Source organism: Streptomyces sodiiphilus (assembly GCF_039529215.1).
In the GTDB taxonomy this organism is placed as follows: Bacteria; Actinomycetota; Actinomycetes; order Streptomycetales; family Streptomycetaceae; genus Streptomyces; species Streptomyces sodiiphilus.
In genome coordinates this window covers 46593-64418 of the sequence record NZ_BAAAMJ010000006.1, presented here as the reverse complement: position 1 = coordinate 64418, position 17826 = coordinate 46593, and the positions used below count along the sequence as shown (strand labels likewise).

General features: G+C 71.7%; 20 protein-coding genes. 4 read left to right on the top strand and 16 right to left on the bottom strand.

Annotated elements, in window-relative coordinates:
• Positions 1-49: 49 nt before the first annotated feature.
• The 7 genes from ABD299_RS02830 to rpsB all read right to left on the bottom strand — a co-directional run bounded on the left by ABD299_RS02830 (position 50) and on the right by rpsB (position 6895).
• Positions 50-1117: a thiamine ABC transporter substrate-binding protein gene (locus ABD299_RS02830; protein ID WP_344258543.1), complete on the bottom strand. Its 1068-nt coding sequence runs from the start codon at positions 1115-1117 to the stop codon at positions 50-52.
• Between the two features lie 184 nt (positions 1118-1301).
• Positions 1302-2408: a dual-specificity RNA methyltransferase RlmN gene (gene rlmN, locus ABD299_RS02825; RefSeq protein WP_344258542.1), complete on the bottom strand. Its 1107-nt coding sequence runs from the start codon at positions 2406-2408 to the stop codon at positions 1302-1304.
• A 55-nt stretch (positions 2409-2463) separates the two neighbouring features.
• On the bottom strand, positions 2464-3486 hold the full coding sequence (locus ABD299_RS02820) for a phosphatidate cytidylyltransferase (RefSeq protein ID WP_425581237.1): 1023 nt from the start codon (positions 3484-3486) through the stop codon (positions 2464-2466).
• On the bottom strand, positions 3443-4000 hold the full coding sequence (gene frr / locus ABD299_RS02815) for a ribosome recycling factor (protein WP_344258539.1): 558 nt from the start codon (positions 3998-4000) through the stop codon (positions 3443-3445). Before frr ends, ABD299_RS02820 begins: the two co-directional genes overlap by 44 nt.
• 34 nt (positions 4001-4034) lie before the next feature.
• A complete protein-coding gene (pyrH, locus tag ABD299_RS02810; protein ID WP_344258536.1) occupies positions 4035-4805 on the bottom strand; it encodes a UMP kinase in 771 nt (256 codons plus the stop codon).
• Between the two features lie 183 nt (positions 4806-4988).
• The gene (tsf, locus tag ABD299_RS02805; protein WP_344258535.1) at positions 4989-5843 is read right to left on the bottom strand and encodes a translation elongation factor Ts; all 855 of its coding nucleotides are present in this window, start codon (positions 5841-5843) and stop codon (positions 4989-4991) included.
• A gap of 122 nt (positions 5844-5965) precedes the next feature.
• On the bottom strand, positions 5966-6895 hold the full coding sequence (gene rpsB, locus ABD299_RS02800; RefSeq protein ID WP_344258534.1) for a 30S ribosomal protein S2: 930 nt from the start codon (positions 6893-6895) through the stop codon (positions 5966-5968).
• Positions 6896-7276: 381 nt separating this feature from the next.
• Here rpsB and ABD299_RS02795 point away from each other — a divergent pair, with 381 nt between their 5' ends.
• From ABD299_RS02795 to whiG, 4 genes are all read left to right on the top strand, one after another.
• The gene (locus ABD299_RS02795; protein ID WP_344258532.1) at positions 7277-7660 is read left to right on the top strand and encodes a YraN family protein; all 384 of its coding nucleotides are present in this window, start codon (positions 7277-7279) and stop codon (positions 7658-7660) included.
• Positions 7660-9279: a YifB family Mg chelatase-like AAA ATPase gene (locus tag ABD299_RS02790; RefSeq protein ID WP_344258531.1), complete on the top strand. Its 1620-nt coding sequence runs from the start codon at positions 7660-7662 to the stop codon at positions 9277-9279. The genes ABD299_RS02795 and ABD299_RS02790 overlap by 1 nt, the downstream gene beginning before the upstream one ends.
• On the top strand, positions 9276-10457 hold the full coding sequence (gene dprA, locus ABD299_RS02785; protein WP_344258530.1) for a DNA-processing protein DprA: 1182 nt from the start codon (positions 9276-9278) through the stop codon (positions 10455-10457). Before ABD299_RS02790 ends, dprA begins: the two co-directional genes overlap by 4 nt.
• Positions 10458-10618: 161 nt before the next feature.
• Positions 10619-11461 carry an RNA polymerase sigma factor WhiG gene (whiG, locus tag ABD299_RS02780; RefSeq protein WP_344258529.1) on the top strand — a complete coding sequence of 281 codons (843 nt, stop codon included), beginning with the start codon at positions 10619-10621 and terminating at the stop codon, positions 11459-11461.
• On the opposite strand, the gene ABD299_RS02775 is transcribed toward whiG, so the two are convergent.
• From ABD299_RS02775 to rimM, 9 genes are all read right to left on the bottom strand, one after another.
• Complete coding sequence (locus ABD299_RS02775; protein WP_344258528.1) at positions 11451-12056, bottom strand: peptidoglycan DD-metalloendopeptidase family protein; 606 nt, start codon at positions 12054-12056, stop codon at positions 11451-11453. The two genes, whiG and ABD299_RS02775, sit on opposite strands and share 11 nt — an antisense overlap.
• Before the next feature lie 91 nt (positions 12057-12147).
• Complete coding sequence (locus tag ABD299_RS02770) at positions 12148-12483, bottom strand: DUF2469 domain-containing protein (protein ID WP_344258525.1); 336 nt, start codon at positions 12481-12483, stop codon at positions 12148-12150.
• A 29-nt stretch (positions 12484-12512) separates the two neighbouring features.
• Complete coding sequence (gene lepB / locus ABD299_RS02765; protein WP_344258524.1) at positions 12513-13250, bottom strand: signal peptidase I; 738 nt, start codon at positions 13248-13250, stop codon at positions 12513-12515.
• A gap of 58 nt (positions 13251-13308) precedes the next feature.
• Positions 13309-14226, bottom strand: a complete 918-nt coding sequence (gene lepB, locus ABD299_RS02760) for a signal peptidase I (RefSeq protein ID WP_344258653.1) — start codon at positions 14224-14226, stop codon at positions 13309-13311.
• Positions 14227-14333: 107 nt separating this feature from the next.
• Positions 14334-15233: a signal peptidase I gene (lepB, locus tag ABD299_RS02755; RefSeq protein ID WP_344258523.1), complete on the bottom strand. Its 900-nt coding sequence runs from the start codon at positions 15231-15233 to the stop codon at positions 14334-14336.
• Entirely contained in the window at positions 15226-15924 is a 699-nt protein-coding gene (gene lepB, locus ABD299_RS02750) for a signal peptidase I (RefSeq protein WP_344258522.1), read from the bottom strand. Before lepB (ABD299_RS02750) ends, lepB (ABD299_RS02755) begins: the two co-directional genes overlap by 8 nt.
• Positions 15925-15956: 32 nt before the next feature.
• Positions 15957-16304 (bottom strand): 50S ribosomal protein L19, encoded by a 348-nt coding sequence (rplS, locus tag ABD299_RS02745; RefSeq protein ID WP_344258519.1) that lies wholly within the window; start codon positions 16302-16304, stop codon positions 15957-15959.
• Positions 16305-16446: 142 nt separating this feature from the next.
• Complete coding sequence (trmD, locus tag ABD299_RS02740) at positions 16447-17271, bottom strand: tRNA (guanosine(37)-N1)-methyltransferase TrmD (RefSeq protein WP_344258517.1); 825 nt, start codon at positions 17269-17271, stop codon at positions 16447-16449.
• Positions 17271-17795, bottom strand: a complete 525-nt coding sequence (gene rimM, locus ABD299_RS02735) for a ribosome maturation factor RimM (protein ID WP_344258515.1) — start codon at positions 17793-17795, stop codon at positions 17271-17273. Before rimM ends, trmD begins: the two co-directional genes overlap by 1 nt.
• Between the last annotated feature and the right edge of the window lie 31 nt (positions 17796-17826).

Below are 17826 nucleotides of genomic sequence, written 5' to 3'. Positions count from 1 at the left end.
CGCCGGTGACCGGCCGGCGGAGCGGCCGGTGTCCCGGCCGGGCCGTGCGCTACCTGATGACCAGTGAGGTCCACTCCTTGACCCACTGTTCCCGGTTCTCGGTGATGGTCTGCGGATCCAGCTCGGCGGGCTCGTCGATCTGCTCGCCGTAGGCGGTGAAGACCTCCGGCAGTTCGACGCCCTCCCGCACCGGGTGGACGAACATCTGCAGCGGCACGTCCTCCTGGAAGGCGGGGCTCAGCAGGAAGTCCAGCAGCGCCTGCCCGCCCTCGGGGTTCTTCGCGCCGTCCAGCAGGCCCGCGAACTCGATCTGCCGGAAGCAGGTGCCGGTGGACACGCCGGTGGGAGCCTCCTCCGGCTCCGGGTCCGAGCCGTAGAGCACCTCCGCGGGCGGGCTCGAGGCGTAGGACACCACCAGCGGGCGGTCACCGCCCGAGGCGGAGAAGTGCTCGTAGTATGCCTGCTCCCAGCCGTCGACGACCTCGACGCCGTTGTCCGCCAGGCGCTGCCAGTAGTCCTGCCAGCCGTCCTCGCCGTACTCCGCGGCGGTGCCCAGCAGGAAGCCCAGGCCGGGCGAGGAGGTGGCGGCGTTCTGCACCACCAGCAGGTCCCGGTAGTCCGGGTCCGCCAGGTCCTCGAAGGTCTGCGGCGGAGCCACGTCCCGCTCCGCGAACCAGGCGCGGTCGTAGTTGACGCAGATGTCCCCGGTGTCGACCGGGGTCACCCGGTTCTCCTCCGCGTCGAGCTGGAACTCCGCGGGGACCTCGTCGAGGCCCTCGGCCCGGTAGGGCGTGAAGATCTCCTCGTCCAGGGCCCTGGAGAGCAGGGTGTTGTCCACTCCGAACAGCACGTCGCCCTGCGGGTTGCCCCGGGAGAGCACCGCCTGGTTGACCACCACCCCGGCGTCCCCGGCCCGCAGCACCTCCAGCCGGAAGCCGGTCTCCTCGGTGAACTGCTCGAGAACCTCGTCGGAGATCTCGAAGGAATTGTGGGTGACCAGCGTGACGGTCGAGGAACCCGCCGAGTCCTGCTGATCGTCCCCGCTGTCGCTGCCGCAGGCGGCGAGCATCGCCGTGCCCAGGGTGACGGCGAGGGCCGTGTTGAGGGTCCGCTTCATCGTGCTGCTTTCTCCCTGCGGGCAGGCACGGGCAACACGAGAGAGACGCCGAACTTCCTACCCAGCATGACCTGGGCGAGGTTCGAGGGTCTGCGGCCTGATCTGCCGCACTCTCAGCGCTGCGAGCGCTCCCCTGCCGGACTGTGCGTTTGTTCGAACAACGATAACAGGGGCCCTGCGGCCCTCAGCGCTCGGTGGCCGCCAGCTGCCCGCAGGCCCCGTCGATCTCCTGACCACGGGTGTCCCGCACCGTCACCGGCACCGAGTGGGCCTCCAGTGCCTCGACGAACGCCTTCTCGTCCTCCGGGCGGGACGCCGTCCAGCGTGACCCCGGGGTGGGGTTGAGCGGGATCAGGTTGACGTGCACCCGCCGCCCCTTGAGCAGCCGCCCGAGCAGATCGGCCCGCCACGCCTGATCGTTGATGTCCCTGATCAGGGCGTATTCGATGGACACCCGGCGGCCGGACGCCTCGGCGTACTCCCAGGCCGCGTCCAGCACCTCGCGCACCTTCCAGCGGGTGTTCACCGGCACCAGGGTGTCGCGCAGTTCGTCGTCCGGGGCGTGCAGCGAGACCGCCAGCCGGCACTTGAGGCCTTCGCCCGCGAACCGGCGCATCGCCGGCACCAGGCCGACGGTGGAGACGGTGATCCCCCGCTGGGAGAGCCCGATGCCGTCCGGCTCCGGATCGGTCAGCCGGCGGATGGCGCCCACGACCCGCCGGTAGTTCGCCAGCGGTTCGCCCATCCCCATGAACACGATGTTCGACAGCCGGGCCGGGCCGCCGGGCACCTTCCCGTCCCGGAGCGCCCGCATGCCGTCCACGATCTGGTGGACGATCTCCGCGGTCGACAGGTTGCGGTCCAGACCGGCCTGGCCGGTGGCGCAGAACGGGCAGTTCATGCCGCAGCCGGCCTGCGAGGAGATGCACATGGTGACCCGGTCCGGGTACCGCATCAGGACGGACTCCACCAGCGTCCCGTCGTGCAGCCGCCACAGCGTCTTGCGAGTGGTGTCGTCGTCACAGCTGATGTGCCGCACCACGGTCATCAGCTCCGGCAGCAGCTCCCCGGCCAGCTTCTCCCGGGACGCCGCGGGAATGTCCGTCCAGGAGGCCGGGTCGTCGGTGTAGCGCGCGAAGTAGTGCTGCGACAACTGCTTGGCGCGGAACGGCTTCTCCCCCAGCTCGGCGACGGCCTCGCGGCGCTCGTCCGGCGACAGGTCGGCAAGGTGCCGCGGCGGCTTCTTCGCTCCGCGCGGCGCGACGAATGTGAGTTCTCCGGGTGCAGGCATGATGCCCCCAGTGTCGCAGACCCCCGGGGCTGTCCGGCCCGGTGTGCGGGGAGGCTCAGCCGGCTCCGACGAACGCCAGGAACAGCAGGTAGGCGACCGGGGCGGTGGGCAGGATCGAGTCCAGCCGGTCCATGATCCCGCCATGGCCCGGCAGCAGCGTGCCCATGTCCTTGATGCCCAGGTCTCGCTTGATCATCGATTCCCCGAGGTCGCCCACGGTCGCGCTGACCGCCACCGCCAGGCCCAGCACGAGGCCCTGCCACCACTGGCCGCCGTCGATCAGCAGCTCCATGCACAGGGCTCCGGCCGCCATGGCCGAGACCACCGCCCCGGCGGTGCCCTCCCGGGTCTTGCCCGGGCTGATGCGGGGGGCCAGCTTGTGTTTCCCGAACCGCCATCCCACGGCGTACGCACCGGTGTCGCTGATGACGGTGAGCAGCAGGAACGTCAGCACCCGCTGCGGGCCGTCGCCGGCGGTCAGCATCAGCGCCACGAACGTGGCCAGGAAGGGCACGTAGAAGGCGACGAACACCCCGGCGGTGACGTCCCGCAGATAGTTCTCCGGCCGCTGGGTCATCCGCCAGACCAGCATGGCCAGAATCGTGGCGCCCAGGGCGATCAGGGCGCCGTCGGCTCCGCTCAGGTAGCCGGCGACGACAGTGGCCGCACCGCCGGCCGCCAGCGGGACCAACGGGACGCGCAGCTGCGACCGCTCGGCCAGCCGGGAGGTGAGCTCCCACAGCCCCACCACCACGGCGGCGGCGATGACCACCACGAACACCGGCTTGTGGACGAAGAGCGAGGCGAGGATGACCGTGCCCAGCCCCAGGCCCACACCGATGGCCGCGGGCAGGTCCCGGCCGGCCCGCTTGCGGCCGGGTCCCTCCGCCCGGCGGTCCGGGTCCTGCGGTTGACGGTGGCCCGCCGGGCCGTCTTCCGGCTCGCCGCCGGCCTCGGACACCATGGGCACGGGACCAGACCCCCGGGGAAAGTCGTTCACAGGTGACAGCTGCTTTCTGTTCGCCGCCCGGTGCTCAGACCTCGAGCAGCTCGGCTTCCTTGTGCTTGAGCAGCTCATCCACCTGCGCGACGTACTTCGCGGTGGTGTCGTCGAGCTCCTTCTCCGCCCGTCGGCCCTCGTCCTCGCCGACCTCGCCGTCCTTGACGCTCTTGTCGATGGATTCCTTGGCCTTGCGCCGGACACCGCGGATGGAGATCTTGGCGTCCTCGCCCTTGGACTTGGCCACCTTGATGTACTCCCGGCGGCGCTCCTCCGTCAGGTCGGGGAAGACCACCCGGATGATGTGTCCGTCGTTGGTGGGGTTGACGCCCAGGTCGGAGTCGCGGATCGCCTGCTCGATGTTGCGCAGCGCGCTCTTGTCGAAGGGGGTCACCACCGCCATGCGCGGCTCGGGCACGGAGAACGACGCCAGCTGGTTGATCGGCGTCATCGTGCCGTAGTACTCCGCCACGATCTTGTTGAACATCGCCGGGTGCGCACGGCCGGTACGGATCGCGGCGAGATCCTCCTTGGCGACCACGACGGCCTTCTCCATCTTCTCCTCAGCCTCGAGGAGGGCTTCTTCGATCACCACGTGCTCCTGGTTCGATGAATACGACGGGCCGTCAGGCCCGGCGTCCCTGGTTGTTGACGAGCGTGCCGATCTTCTCACCCTTTACCGCGCGGGCGATATTGCCCTCGGCGAGCAGTTCGAAGACGAGGATCGGGAGCTTGTTGTCCCGGCAGAGCGTGATCGCCGTGGAGTCGGCGACCTTGAGGTCCCGGGTGATGACCTCGCCGTAGTCGAGCGCGTCGAACTTCACCGCGTCGGGGTTGCGCGCCGGGTCGGAGTCGTAGACACCGTCCACGCCGTTCTTGCCCATGAGCAGGGCCTCGGCATGGATCTCCAGGGCACGCTGGGCGGCGGTGGTGTCGGTGGAGAAATAGGGCATCCCCATACCGGCACCGAAGATCACCACCCGGCCCTTCTCCAGGTGGCGCACCGCGCGCAGCGGGATGTACGGCTCGGCGACCTGCCCCATGGTGATAGCGGTCTGGACCCGGGAGTCGATGCCCTCCTTCTCCAGGAAGTCCTGGAGAGCGAGGCAGTTCATCACCGTGCCGAGCATGCCCATGTAGTCGGAACGCGCCCGGTCCATGCCGCGGAGCTGGAGTTCGGCGCCGCGGAAGAAGTTGCCGCCTCCGATCACCACGGCGAGCTCGGTGCCGCCCCGGACGACCGCGGCGATCTCCCGCGCCATGGCGTGCACCACGTCCGGGTCGACGCCCAGACCGCCGCCGCCCGCGAAGGCCTCGCCCGACAGCTTCAGCAGAAAACGGTGGGGCGTGTTGTCCTGGTCGGCCGTCGGTGTGTCGGCGGCAGCACCCTGGTTCATGGAACTCTCCTCGTGCACATGCGAAGGAGGCCATTGCCGGTGGACCCTCACGGTTCCTCGGTCGGCAATGGCCTCCTCGTCACAACTGCGGTCGTCCAAGCCGTGCGCGACACGACCCGCCCGGCCCTTTGCCCGACCTTAACGGGGCCGGGCCGTTCCTCCGCCGACGGCGCGGCGGAGGAATCAGGCTCCGACGCGGAAGCGGGCGAAGGCCTTCAGCGTGACGCCGGCCTCGGCCAGCACCTTCTGGACGGTCTTCTTGTTGTCCTTCGCGAAGGGCTGGTCGACCAGCACGTTCTCCTTGAAGAAGCCGTTGACCCGGCCCTCGACGATCCGGGGCAGGGCCGCCTCGGGCTTGCCCTCCTCCTTCGCGGTGGCCTCGGCCACCCGGCGCTCGCTCTCCACCACGTCGGCGGGAACGGCGTCACGGGTGAGGAACCGCGGCGAGAAGGCGGCGATGTGCTGGGCGATGTCCTTGGACACCTGCGCCCGCTCCCCCTCCGAGGCGGAGCCGGGCTCCAGCTCGATCAGCACGCCGACCTGCGGGGGCAGGTCGGGGCTGGTGCGGTGCAGGTAGGAGGTGACGTAGCTGCCGGAGAACTGCGCGAACCGGTCGAGCACGATCTTCTCGCCGAGCGTGGCGTTGGCCTCGTCGACGAACGCCTGCACGGTCTTGCCGGACTCGATCTCCGAGGCCAGCAGCGCCTGGATGTCCGCCGGGGACGTGGCGGCGACGTGCTCGGCGACGGCCTGGGCCACCGCCTGGAACTTCTCGCCCTTGGCGACGAAGTCCGTCTCGCACTTCAGCTCGACCAGCACGCCGGAGGTCTTGTCGTCGGCGATCAGGGCCACCACGGCGCCGTTCTCGGCGGTGCGGCTCTCACGCTTGGCGACGCCCTTCTGACCCTTGACCCGCAGGATCTCGACGGCCTTGTCGACGCTGCCCTCGGCCTCGTCCAGCGCCTTCTTGCAGTCCATCATGCCGGCGCCGGTCAGCTCGCGGAGCTTCTTGACGTCGGCGGCGGTGAAGTTCGCCATGGTTACGTAATTCTCTTCCCGGAATCGATGCGGTTGGTCGCTTGACCCGCTGCACGGGGTGTACGGCGGGTGCCGGGCCGGTCAGGCCCCGCACCCGCCGTACCCCCGGGTCGCGGTGTGCGTCAGGCCTGCTCGGCGGGCTGCTCCGGCGCCGCGGCCTCGGCCGGCTGCTCGGCGGCCGGCTGCTCGGCGGCAGCCGGCTGCTCCTCGGCGGGCTTCTCGGCGGGCTTCTCGGCGGCAACGGCCTCGGCGGGGGCCGCCTCCTCCGCGCTCTTGGCCTCGGCCCGCTCCAGCAGCTCGCGCTCCCACTCCGGCAGCGGCTCGCCGGCCGGCTTCTCGCCGCCCTTGGCCTCGGCGGCGCCCGAGCGGGCGATGAGCCCCTCGGCGACGGCGTCGGCGATCACGCGGGTGAGCAGCGTGACGGACCGGATCGCGTCGTCGTTGCCCGGGATCTTGTAGTCGACCTCGTCGGGGTCGCAGTTGGTGTCGAGGATCGCGACGACCGGGATGTTGAGCTTGCGGGCCTCGCCGACGGCGATGTGCTCCTTCTTGGTGTCCACGATCCAGACGGCGCTGGGCACCTTCTGCATGTCGCGGATACCGCCCAGCGTCTTCTCCAGCTTCGCCTTCTCGCGGGAGAGGACGAGCAGCTCCTTCTTGGTGAGGCCGGAGGCGGCCACATCCTCGAAGTCGATCTGCTCGAGCTCCTTGAGGCGCTGGAGCCGCTTGTGGACGGTGGAGAAGTTGGTGAGCATGCCGCCCAGCCAGCGCTGGTTGACGTAGGGCATGCCGACCCGGGTCGCCTGCTCCGCGATGGCCTGCTGGGCCTGCTTCTTGGTGCCGACGAACATGACGGTACCGCCGTGGGCGACGGTCTCCTTGACGAACTCGTAGGCGCGGTCGATGTACGACAGCGACTGGAGCAGGTCGATGATGTAGATGCCGTTGCGCTCGGTGAAGATGAAACGCTTCATCTTCGGGTTCCAGCGGCGGGTCTGGTGCCCGAAGTGGACGCCGCTCTCCAGCAGCTCCCGCATCGTGACGACGGCCATGGCCGTTCTCCTTATGGTGCTCGGTTGTCAGCGCCGGCCGGTTGGCCCGGCCGGCGCTCCTGACGCCCCGACGCGCCGTACCAGGGAGAGGGTCTGCCGACAGACCGCTTCCGAGGACCGAGGTGCGCGGCCGCCACGACGGCCCGGACGGTGAGGCCCGGACGCCCGACGGCGGGGCATGCGAGGTCGGCCCGGTGACCCGGACCGCCACCAGAAGTGTACGGGACCGTGAGGGCGCCGGGCGACAGACCCGGAACCTTGGGTGACCGCCCCAGGGAGACCACCCGGACGCGTGACGGGGTTGTCCACAGCCGGCCGGCTGTCCACCGCCGCGCACCCCTCGCCCGCGACACGGCGACAGTCGGTCCCGGAGGTGGAGCCATGAATCAGCGAGGAGCGCTGGGCCGCTACGGCGAGGACCTGGCCGTGCGCCGGCTGCGGGCCGCGGGAGTCACCGTCCTGGCGCGGAACTGGCGCTGCCGGGCGGGGGAGATCGACATTGTCGCCCTCGACCCCGCCGACGGCGGCACGCTCGTGGTGTGCGAGGTCAAGACCCGCCGTGCGGCCGCCTACCAGCACCCGATGGCCGCGCTGACCCGGCACAAGGCCGAACGTCTGCGCCTGCTCGCCCAGCGATGGCTGGGCGAGTGCTGGCTTCCGGTCCACCGCGCCCCGCCCCCCGGCGGAGTGCGGATCGATCTGATCGGTGTGCTGCTGCCCGCCCGTGGCGGACCGGTCGTGGAACACGCCAAGGGAGCTTTGTGATGGGGTTCGCGCGTACCTGCTCGGTCGCCCTGGTGGGGATGGAGGGCGTTCTGGTCGAGGTCCAGGCCGACCTCGAACCCGGAGTCGCCGCTTTCACCCTGGTCGGTCTCGCCGACAAGTCCCTCAGCGAGAGCCGGGACCGCGTCCGGTCCGCGGTGCTCAACTCCGGGGCCCAGTGGCCGCAGAAGAAGCTGACGGTCGGGCTGAGCCCTGCCTCGGTACCGAAGTCGGGCAGCGGCTTCGATCTGGCCGTGGCCGCCGGTGTGCTGGCGGCCTCCGAGCGCCTGGACCCGAAGTCGGTCGAGGACCTCGTGATGATCGGCGAGCTCGGCCTGGACGGCCGCGTCCGACCGGTCCGCGGAGTGCTTCCCGCCGTGCTGGCCGCGTCCGAGGCCGGGTACCGGCAGGTGGTCGTGCCCGAGGAGACGGCGGCCGAGGCCTCACTGGTGCCGGAGGTCTCCGTGCTCGGGGTCCGGACACTGCGCCAGCTCATCGCGGTGCTGGCCGGCGAGCCGGTCCCGGAGGAGCCCGCCGCGCTCTCCGGGAGCCGTGGCGGACCCGCGGCCGGCAGCGTCTGGGGCCATCCGCAGGCGGCCGGGCTCTCACTGCCCGGCGGACCGGCGGGGAACGGACGGCCGCCGGACCTCGCCGAGGTGGCCGGGCAGCGGGTGGCCCGGCGCGCGCTGGAGGTGGCGGCGGCCGGACGCCACCATCTCTTCCTCTCCGGGCCACCGGGGGCGGGCAAGACCATGCTGGCCGAGCGCCTGCCGGGCATCCTTCCCCCGCTCACCCGGCAGGAGGCTCTGGAGGTGACCGCGGTGCACTCGGTGGGCGGCACCCTGCCCGCGGACCGCCCGCTGATCGACCGCCCTCCCTACTGTGCTCCGCACCACTCCGCGACCATGGCCGCGCTGGTCGGCGGCGGCAGCGGTCTGCCCCGGCCCGGCGCCGCGTCCTTCGCCCACCGTGGCGTCCTGTTCCTCGACGAGGCGGCCGAGATGAGCGGCCGGGTACTGGACGCGCTCCGCCAGCCGCTGGAGTCCGGCCACGTGGTGGTCGCCCGCTCGGCCGGCGTGCTGCGGATGCCCGCCCGCTTCCTGCTGGTGCTGGCCGCCAATCCCTGCCCCTGCGGACGGCACGGCTCGCCGGCCGGCGACTGCGAGTGTCCGCCCGGCACGGTGCGGCGCTACCGGGCCAGGTTGTCGGGACCGCTGACGGACCGCATCGACCTGCGGGTTCCTGTCGAACCGGTCGGCCGGGCGGAGCTGGTCTCCGGGGGCGGCGGCGAGGCCACCGCGACGGTTGCGGAACGGGTTCTCGCCGCCCGCGAACGTGCCACCGCCCGCTACGCCGGCACCCCGTGGGCGGCCAACGCCGAGGTTCCCGGGCACGAACTGCGGACCCGCTGGGCCCCCGCCGGCGGTGCGCTCGCCCGTGCCGAGGCGGATCTGGACCGGGGCCTGCTGACGGCCCGGGGGCTGGACCGTGTGCTGCGGGTCGCCTGGACAGTGGCCGACCTGGCCGGTCACCCCGCGCCGAGCGCCGCCGATGTCGACGCCGCCCTGGAACTGCGCACCGGCGTACGGCGCGGCTCGGGCGTGACGGGCAGCCTGCCGTGACGGGTCGGCGCGAGCTCCCGGCGGGCCGGCGGACGGTCTCCGGACAGGAGCGGCTCGCCCGGGCCGCGCTGACCCGGATCGGGGAACCGGGCGAGGTCCTCGTGGGCCGGTGGCTGGCGGAGCTGGGCCCGGAGGAGACCTGGCGGGCGCTGCGCGCGGACCGGCCGCTGCCGGGGGCCGGTGCGGAACGCCGGGAAGGATTGCGGCTGCGTACCCGCACGGCCGATCCCGAGAAGGACCTGGCGGCGGTGGCCCGGGCCGGCGGGCGCTTCGTGTGCCCGGGCGATCCGGAATGGCCGGGCCAGCTGGACGACCTGGGGACGGCGGGGCCGGTCGGGCTGTGGCTGCGCGGCGCACCGTCGCTGCGGTTCCTGGCGCTGCGGTCGGTGGCCGTGGTGGGGGCGCGTGCCTGTACCGACTACGGTGCGTACGTGGCCGCCGACATCGGCGGTGCGCTCAGCGAACGGGGCTGGACCGTGGTATCCGGCGCCGCCCACGGCATCGACGGCGCCGCGCACCGAGGCGTCCTGGCCACCGGCGGGGCCACCGTCGCGGTGCTCGCCTGCGGGGTCGACGTCGGGTATCCGGCCGCCCACCGGGAGCTGCTGGACCGGGTGGCGGAGAGCGGCCTGGTGGCCGCCGAGCTGCCGCCCGGCAGCCATCCCACGCGCCGCCGGTTCCTGGAGCGCAACCGGGTGATCGCCGCGCTCACGCGCGGAACCGTCGTGGTGGAGGCCGCGCTGCGCAGCGGCTCCCTGGTCACCGCCCGGCGGGCCCGCGACCTGGGCCGGCACGTGATGGGCGTGCCCGGCCCGGTCACCTCCGGGCTCTCGCAGGGTGTGCACCGGCTGCTGCGGGACGAGGCCACCCTCGTCAGCGACGCCGAGGAGATCATCGAGCTGACGGGCGAGATGGGAGAGCTGGCCGGGGACCGCGACGAGCCCGCGGTCCCGAGGGACCTTCTGGCACCCCCGACCGCGCGTGTGCTGGACGCTCTGCCCTCCGGCGTGCCATGCACCCCGGAGGAGGTGGCCGAGGGGGCGTGCACCAGTGTGCGAAGCGCCCTGGCACGGCTGAACGAGTTGCATGCGCTCGGCTTCGTCGAACGGGTGGGGCAGCGGTGGCGGACGGCCCATCGGGCGGGACGGCCCCCCGGTGCTCGCGGGGCGCAGGACTGATGGCGGACTCACACCACGGTGCGCCCAGCGGAACGTATCTGCCCATGCCCGGCAGCCCGCACCTGCGCACTGCGACACGGCACTCACGCTACGCTCACGAAGGCCGCCCATCCGGACCGGCACCACCCGCTCATACCACAGCAGAACGGCTCAAAGACCGCATGCCCCAGCACTCCCCCGGGCCCTCGCACGCGGCACCGGCAGCACGAACCGCGACGGAGGGCGGCACGCTTCCCGCGGTACCCGCCTCGCTCGACGAGCTGTGGCGTCTGTACAAGGCCACCGGAGACGAGCGGCTCAGGGAACAGCTGATCCTCCACTACTCGCCGCTGGTCAAGTATGTCGCGGGCCGAGTGAGCGTCGGGCTGCCGCCCAACGTGGACCAGGCCGACTTCGTCTCCTCGGGTGTGTTCGGGCTGATCGACGCGATCGAGAAGTTCGACCCGGAGCGCTCGATCAAGTTCGAGACCTACGCCATCACCCGGATCCGCGGAGCGATGATCGACGAACTGCGGGCGCTGGACTGGATCCCCCGGTCGGTCCGGCAGAAGGCCCGTGCGGTCGAGCGTGCCTACGCGGCGCTGGAGTCGTCCTTGCAGCGCACCCCGTCGGAGGCGGAGGTGGCCCAGGAGATGGGCATCGCCCTGGAGGAGCTGCACGGGGTGTTCAGCCAGGTGTCGCTGACCAACGTCGTCGCCCTGGAGGAGCTGTTGCACGTGGGCGGGGAAAGCGGGGACCGGCTCAGCTTGATGGACATCCTGGAGGACACCGCGGCCGACAACCCGGTGCAGGTGGCCGAGGACCGGGAGCTGCGCAGGCTTCTTGCCCGTGCCATCAACACGCTTCCGGACCGGGAGAAGACCGTGGTGACGCTGTACTACTACGAAGGGCTCACGCTGGCCGAGATCGGCCAGGTGATCGGGGTGACCGAGAGCCGGGTCAGCCAGATCCACACCAAGGCGGTGCTGCAGCTGCGGGCGAAGCTGGCGGAGGTCAACGTCTGAGCCGTCGGCCCGCCCGGCGGCGCCCGGGAGGCCGCGGACCGGAGCGTGCCGCCGCGGGGCGGGAGGGCCGGGCGGCAGTCGCGGGCGGCGGGCCGCCCAGGGGCAGCAGCCGGGAGGGCCCGGCCTTCAGCAGGTGGGGCGGCAGGAGGCCGAGCGGATCGAGATAGTGGCGACCGCGCAGCAGGCCCCAGTGCAGGCAGGGGCCGGGACAGTGAAACGGCCCGTCCGCGAGGACCCCCACCACGTCACCCGCGGCCACCGTGTCCCCGGGCGCCGCCGACGGGCGCACCGGTTCGTAGGTGGTGCGCAGCGGCGGGGTGCCGGGGCCGTCCAGCTCGATCGTGAGAACGCCCTTCCCGGCCACCTGACCCGCGAAGACGACCCGGCCGGGAGCCGCCGCCCTGACCCGGGCGCGGGGACGGGTGGCCAGATCGACTCCGCGGTGACCCGCGAGCCACCGTTCGGGGGGCGGTTCCCACAGGCGCGCGACCACCGGCCGGACGCCGCCGGTGGTGCTGGGTACCGGCCAGGCGCGCTCCGGGGCCTCGCGGGCAAGGAGCAGCGCCGGCACCAGCAGTAGAGGAGTCACTCGCATCCCCGCAGCCTGCCGGAACCGCGCCCCCGAGGCAGGGGCGCGGTGGACAGTCCGGCAGCTGTGGACCAAGCCATCACCCTTTCGGGTGATCTCAGGTGTCGCGGGACCGGCCGAAACCGGAATCCTCCGGAAGATCGAGTTCGCTGCGGTTCAGCTCCTCGATGTTCACGTCCTTGAAGGTGAGGACGCGCACCTGCTTGACGAAGCGTGCCGGGCGGTACATGTCCCACACCCAGGCGTCCGCCATCGAGACCTCGAAGAACACCTCGCCCTGCACGGAGTGGACCTGCATCTCGTAGTCGTTGGTGAGGTAGAAGCGCCGCTCGGTCTCGATCACATAGGTGAAGAGCCCGACGACGTCCCGGTACTCCCGGTAGAGCTTCAGCTCCATCTCGGTCTCGTACTTCTCGAGATCCTCGGCGCTCATGGCATGATCCCCTTCAGCCGTGCGTTCCCTCATTGTGCTTCACGCGCGGCCCCCGCACGCGCCCGCGACGCACGCCGGGCGACGGGTCCGGCCACCGACGCGGCCACGATGAGCACCGCTCCGGCCCCCACCGCGAGCGAGAGCGGGACCAGCGGTCCTGTCCCGGAAATGCCCCCCGGCAGGTCCTCGAACCCTTCGGGCCTCGGCAGCAGGCCGGTGCGGTCCGGCGGCCAGAGCGTGGCCTCCACTCGGGCGGAGACCGCGCCGCGCGGCACGCTTCCCGCATCGGAGTCGGTGAGCTGTGTGCGGGAGTCCAGCGAGTCCAGCCGCTGATCACCCAGCAGGAACAGCTCCCCGTCGGGCACCTTTGCCTCGAAACCGCCCTCCTGCGCCGTTGCGGCTGCCCAGCCGGGGTCCAGGTACGGCTCCTCGACCGGCTCGCCATTCACCGTGAGGCGGCCCTCGGAGTCGCAGCAGGCGACCGTGTCCCCGCCGACCCCGGCCACCCGCTTGATCATGGGCAGGTCACCCCACGCCTGCTCGCGGAAGACCACCACGTCGCCGCGGCGCACCTGCGGGCCGTCGATCCGCTGCGCCAGCACGCGGTCCCCGGCCGCCACGGAGGGCGCCATGGAATCGGTCGGCACCGCGTACGGCTGGTAGACCACGGCCAGCAGGCCGAAGCCGCCCAGGAACAGCACCATGCCCACGGCCAGAGCGGCGTTGGACAGGTACCGGACGGCCCGGCCTTCTCGCGTTCGGCTCATCTCGGGCCCTCCCGGATCGCGCTCGGACTGCGACCCTACCCAGCGACGCCGCCGCCGGTCAGCCCTGGGCGGACGCGGACCGCCTGCGCCACCGCCACAGCAGCAGCGGCACGGTGCCCGCCGCACCGAGGACGGCGGGGGCCGCTCCTGCCACCGCGCCCGCCAGTTCGTCGTACCCGTCCGGAACGGGCAGCGTGGACCAGCGGTTCACCGGCCAGGCGATGACGATCGCCCGGCCCACGACTTCCTCCTGCGGTATTGTCCCGCCGCCGGGGAGGTCCTGGTGGTACCGGGAGTCCAGCGAGCGCTGCCGGTGGTCTCCGAGGACCCACAGCTCCCCCTCGGGAATCTCCACCGGACCGAAGGGCTGGTCGTCGCACGGAGTGTTCCCCGGGTAGAGGTAATCGCTCTCGTCCAGGGCCCGGCCGTTCACCGTCACCGGGCCACCCTGTTGGCACTCCACGGTGTCGCCTCCGACGGCGACCACCCGCTTGATCAGGTCCTGGTCCTCCTGGGAGGGCATCAGCCCGATCACGCTGAGACCGTGTCTGATCGTGCCGAGAAAGCCTTCGGAGTCCGCCGGCGGGCTCTCCCCCAGCCAGCCGCCCGGGTCGTGGAAGACCACGACCTCACCGCGGTCGGGGGTGGCCCCGAACCACGGGGTGAGCTTGTCCACCAGCACCCGGTCGCCGCGCTGGAGGGTGTTCTGCATGGAGTCGGACGGGATGGAGAAAGCCTGGACGAGGAAGGTCTTGATGAGCAGCGCCAGCACGATGGCGATGCCGATCAGAATGGGCAGCTCCTTCCAGAAGGAGCGCTGCTTGCCGGCCTTCCCGGGCTTCTTCTCTCCGGGGGCCTCCCGGTCCGTCCGGTCACCGGACTCCGGCTCGGGGGGCTTCTCGCCAGATGCCTCACCGTCGGACGTCACCGGCCGCTCCTCCGGTTCGTCCGCTCCGGACCGTGCACCGACTGCCACATCCCCCACATCCACTCCTCACTGCGCCACGGCCCGCTCCGGGCCGGAGACGGGCTCACACTCCCCTAACGAGCGGGAGTTCCGCAGGGATCGGGAGGTGCGACAACTCATTCTCGGCGACCGTGCCCGGCCGCCGGCTCACCCCGGGCCGCGGGTGAGGGTGAGTCGGGCACCTGGGCGAACGCTTCCGCCCCGTTCAGCCGCTGCCAGTGAGCATACGGCCAAGCGATCACCAGGGCCCGTCCGACCACCAGTTCCTCGGGGACGGTGCCCTCCCCCGGCCCGTCCAGGTGGTACCGGGAATCGGCGGAATTCGAGCGGTGATCCCCCATCAGGAAGACCCTCCCCTCGGGGACGGTCACGTCGAACTCGATCTGGGAGGGCGGATTGCCGGGGTGGAGATACGGCTCCTCCACCGGGACCCCGTTGACGGTCACCTGCCCCCGGTCGTCACAGCACACCACCCGGTCGCCGCCCACCCCGATGACCCGCTTGATCAGGTCCTCGTCCTCACTCGGCAGCAGGCCGATGAAGGTGAGCCCTTCGCGGAGCTGTTTGATGCCCACCGGATCGTCTCTGGCGGGCAGGTCCTGTTCCTGGCCCAGCCAGCCGCCGGGGTCCTTGAAGACCACGACGTCGCCGCGCTCGGGGCGCCAGCCGAACCACGGCGTGAGCTTGTCCACCAGCACCCGGTCGTCGATCTTGATCGTTTGTTCCATGGAACCGGAGGGGATCACGAACGCCTGGACCAGGAACGTCTTGAGGAACAGCGCGATCAGCACCGCCGTCACGATGAGCAGGGGTATCTCCCGGGTGGCACGCAGCCGCTGCCGGCGCTTGATCCGCCGGGCGGCCCGGCGCCGGGCGGCCCGGCCCTCGCCCGGGCCGCGCAGGGTCGCGGACGGCGCCGTCCCCGTGTCGTCGGCTATCGGTGCCGGCCCGTGCCGGCCCGGGGCACGCCGTCGGCCACGGTGCTGCCCGTAACTCCGGCGTCCGCGCTCACCCATCGTCCGTCCGCAGGGAACGCCAGCGGCTCATCGGCCATCCGATCCAGTCGGCCCGTCCGATCACCTTGTCCTCGGGGACGGTTCCGCCACCGGGGGCACCGAGGTAGTCCCGGGAGTCGGCCGAGTCGGAACGGTGATCGCCCATCACCCACAACCGTCCCTCGGGCACCTCGATGTCAAACCTGACAGCCGACGGATCGTCACCGGGAAACAGGTAGGGCTCCTCCAGCGGCTCTCCGTTGACCTCCAGGTTTCCCCGGCTGTCACAGCAGGTGACCCGGTCGCCGCCGATGCCGATGACACGCTTGACGTAGTCCGTGCCGGGGGTGTCCGTCAGTCCGACCCGGGCTCCCGCCTGGCGCAGTCCGCCCAGCGGCCCCGAGTCGCCGGGGACACCGGCGAAGGATCCCCGCCCGTCGAACACCACGATGTCGCCGCGCTGCACCGATCCCCCGAACCGGTACGCCAGCTTGTTGACCATCACCCGGTCCCCGACCCGCAAGGTGCCCTCCATCGAGCCGCTGGGGATGAGGAACGGCTGAACGACGAAGGCGCTCACCACGAACCCGGTGAGCACCGGAAGCAGCAGCACGGCGGTCCACCGACGCGCGGAACGCGACCACAGCCCCGTACCCGGTGGGGGGTCGGGGTGGTGATCGCGCTCCGAAGATCCTGCGTCCGTTCCGGTCACCGTGTGATGGTAACCGGCAGCGGGGGGAGAGCTCAGCTCTCGCGCTTCTCCTTGATCTTGGCGGCCTTGCCGCGCAGCGCACGCAGGTAGTAGAGCTTGGCGCGCCGCACATCACCACGCGTGACGACCTCGATCTTCTCCGCGACCGGGGAGTGGACCGGGAAGGTGCGCTCCACACCCACGCCGAAGCTGACCTTGCGGACCGTGAAGGTCTCACGGACACCGGCGCCCTGGCGGCGGATGACCACACCCTTGAACTGCTGCACACGGGAGCGGTTGCCCTCGATGACACGCACGTGGACGTTGACGGTGTCACCCGGCCGGAAGGCGGGGATGTCGCTGCGCAGAGAAGCGGAGTCGACGCTGTCGAGGAGGTTCATGGCCTGCTGCTCTCTTCGCCCATGCCACAGGTCATCGGCGGGATCTCGGATTCGGGGTGGTGGCTTGCCGGTTCGCCGCCGGTCCGGGCGGGCGTTCGTCCCCCTGTGGCAGGGTCGCGCGTCCGGGCGCCGGGGCAGCTGCTCATTCTTCCACGTCGGGTGGCGTCCGCCCAAATCGGCCGTCCGGCCCCTCCCGCCAGCCCAGGCGCGCCAGGGTCTCGCGGTCATGGCGGTCGAGAGCGGCCGGGTCGCAGCGCCGGATGAGGTCGGGACGGTGGTCGGCGGTGCGGCGCAGCGCCTCGTCCCGGCGCCAGCGCGCGATCCGTCCGTGGTGACCGCTCACCAGCACCTCGGGAACCGCCCGCCCACGCCACTGCGGGGGCTTGGTGTAGACGGGCCCTTCGAGAAGGTCCGCCATGGGCCCCGGCGCGAAGGAGTCGTCGCGGTGTGATTCGGCGTTGCCCAGTACCCCGGGCAGCAGCCGGGCCACGGCCTCCGCCATGACCAGCACCGGTGCCTCGCCGCCGGCCAGCACGTAGTCGCCGATGGAGACCTCCAGCACCCGCTCCGCGCCGAGCCGGTCCCGGTACTCCTCGACGACCCGCCGGTCGATGCCCTCGTAGCGCGCGGGGGCGAAGACCAGCCAGGAGCACCGGGACAGCCGGACGGCCAGCTCCTGGGTGAACGGCACCCCGCTCGGGGTGGGGACGACCAGGACCGGCTCGTGGTCCGGGGTGCCGGAGCCGAGGACCCAGTCCAGTGCCTCGCCCCACGGACCGGCCTTCATCACCATGCCGGGGCCACCCCCGTACGGGGTGTCGTCCACGGTGTGATGCCTGTCGTGGGCCCACCCGCGCAGGTCGTGCACCCGGACGTCGAGCAGCCCGTTGGCCCTGGCCTTGCCGACGAGCGAGACGTTCAGCGGTTCGAGGTACTCGGGGAAGATCGTGACGACGTCGAGCCGCATCAGCTCTCGCCCGGCCCCTCGTCGAGCAGGCCGGCGGGGGGATCGATCAGCACAGTGCCCCCGGCCGGGTCGACCTCCGGCACGATCTCGGTGACGAACGGGATCAGGACCTCGCCGCCGCCGGTCCGGTGGACCACGAGCAGGTCCTGGGCCGGCAGGTGGGCGATCCCGGCGATCCGTCCCACCCTGGTGCCGTCCCGGGTCACGACCTCCAGGCCGGCAAGCTGATGGTCGTAGAACTCCTCGGGGTCCTCGGGACGCTCCTGCGGATCCACCTCGGCCACCAGCAGGGTGTTGCGCAGCGCCTCGGCGGCGGAGCGGTCGGAAACCCCCTCGAAGCGCAGCAGCAGCCGCCCGCTGTGCACCCGCCCCTCCGCCACGGTCAGCGGCCCCGCCTCGGCGGGCTCGGTGGCGAGGACCGCTCCGGGTGCCAGCCTCAGCTCCGGTTCGTCGGTCCGCACCTCCACGGTGACCTCGCCCTTGATGCCATGGGCACGGCCGATCCGCGCGACAACCAGCTGCACTGTGTTCGTCCTCCAGCGGGCACGGGCCGGG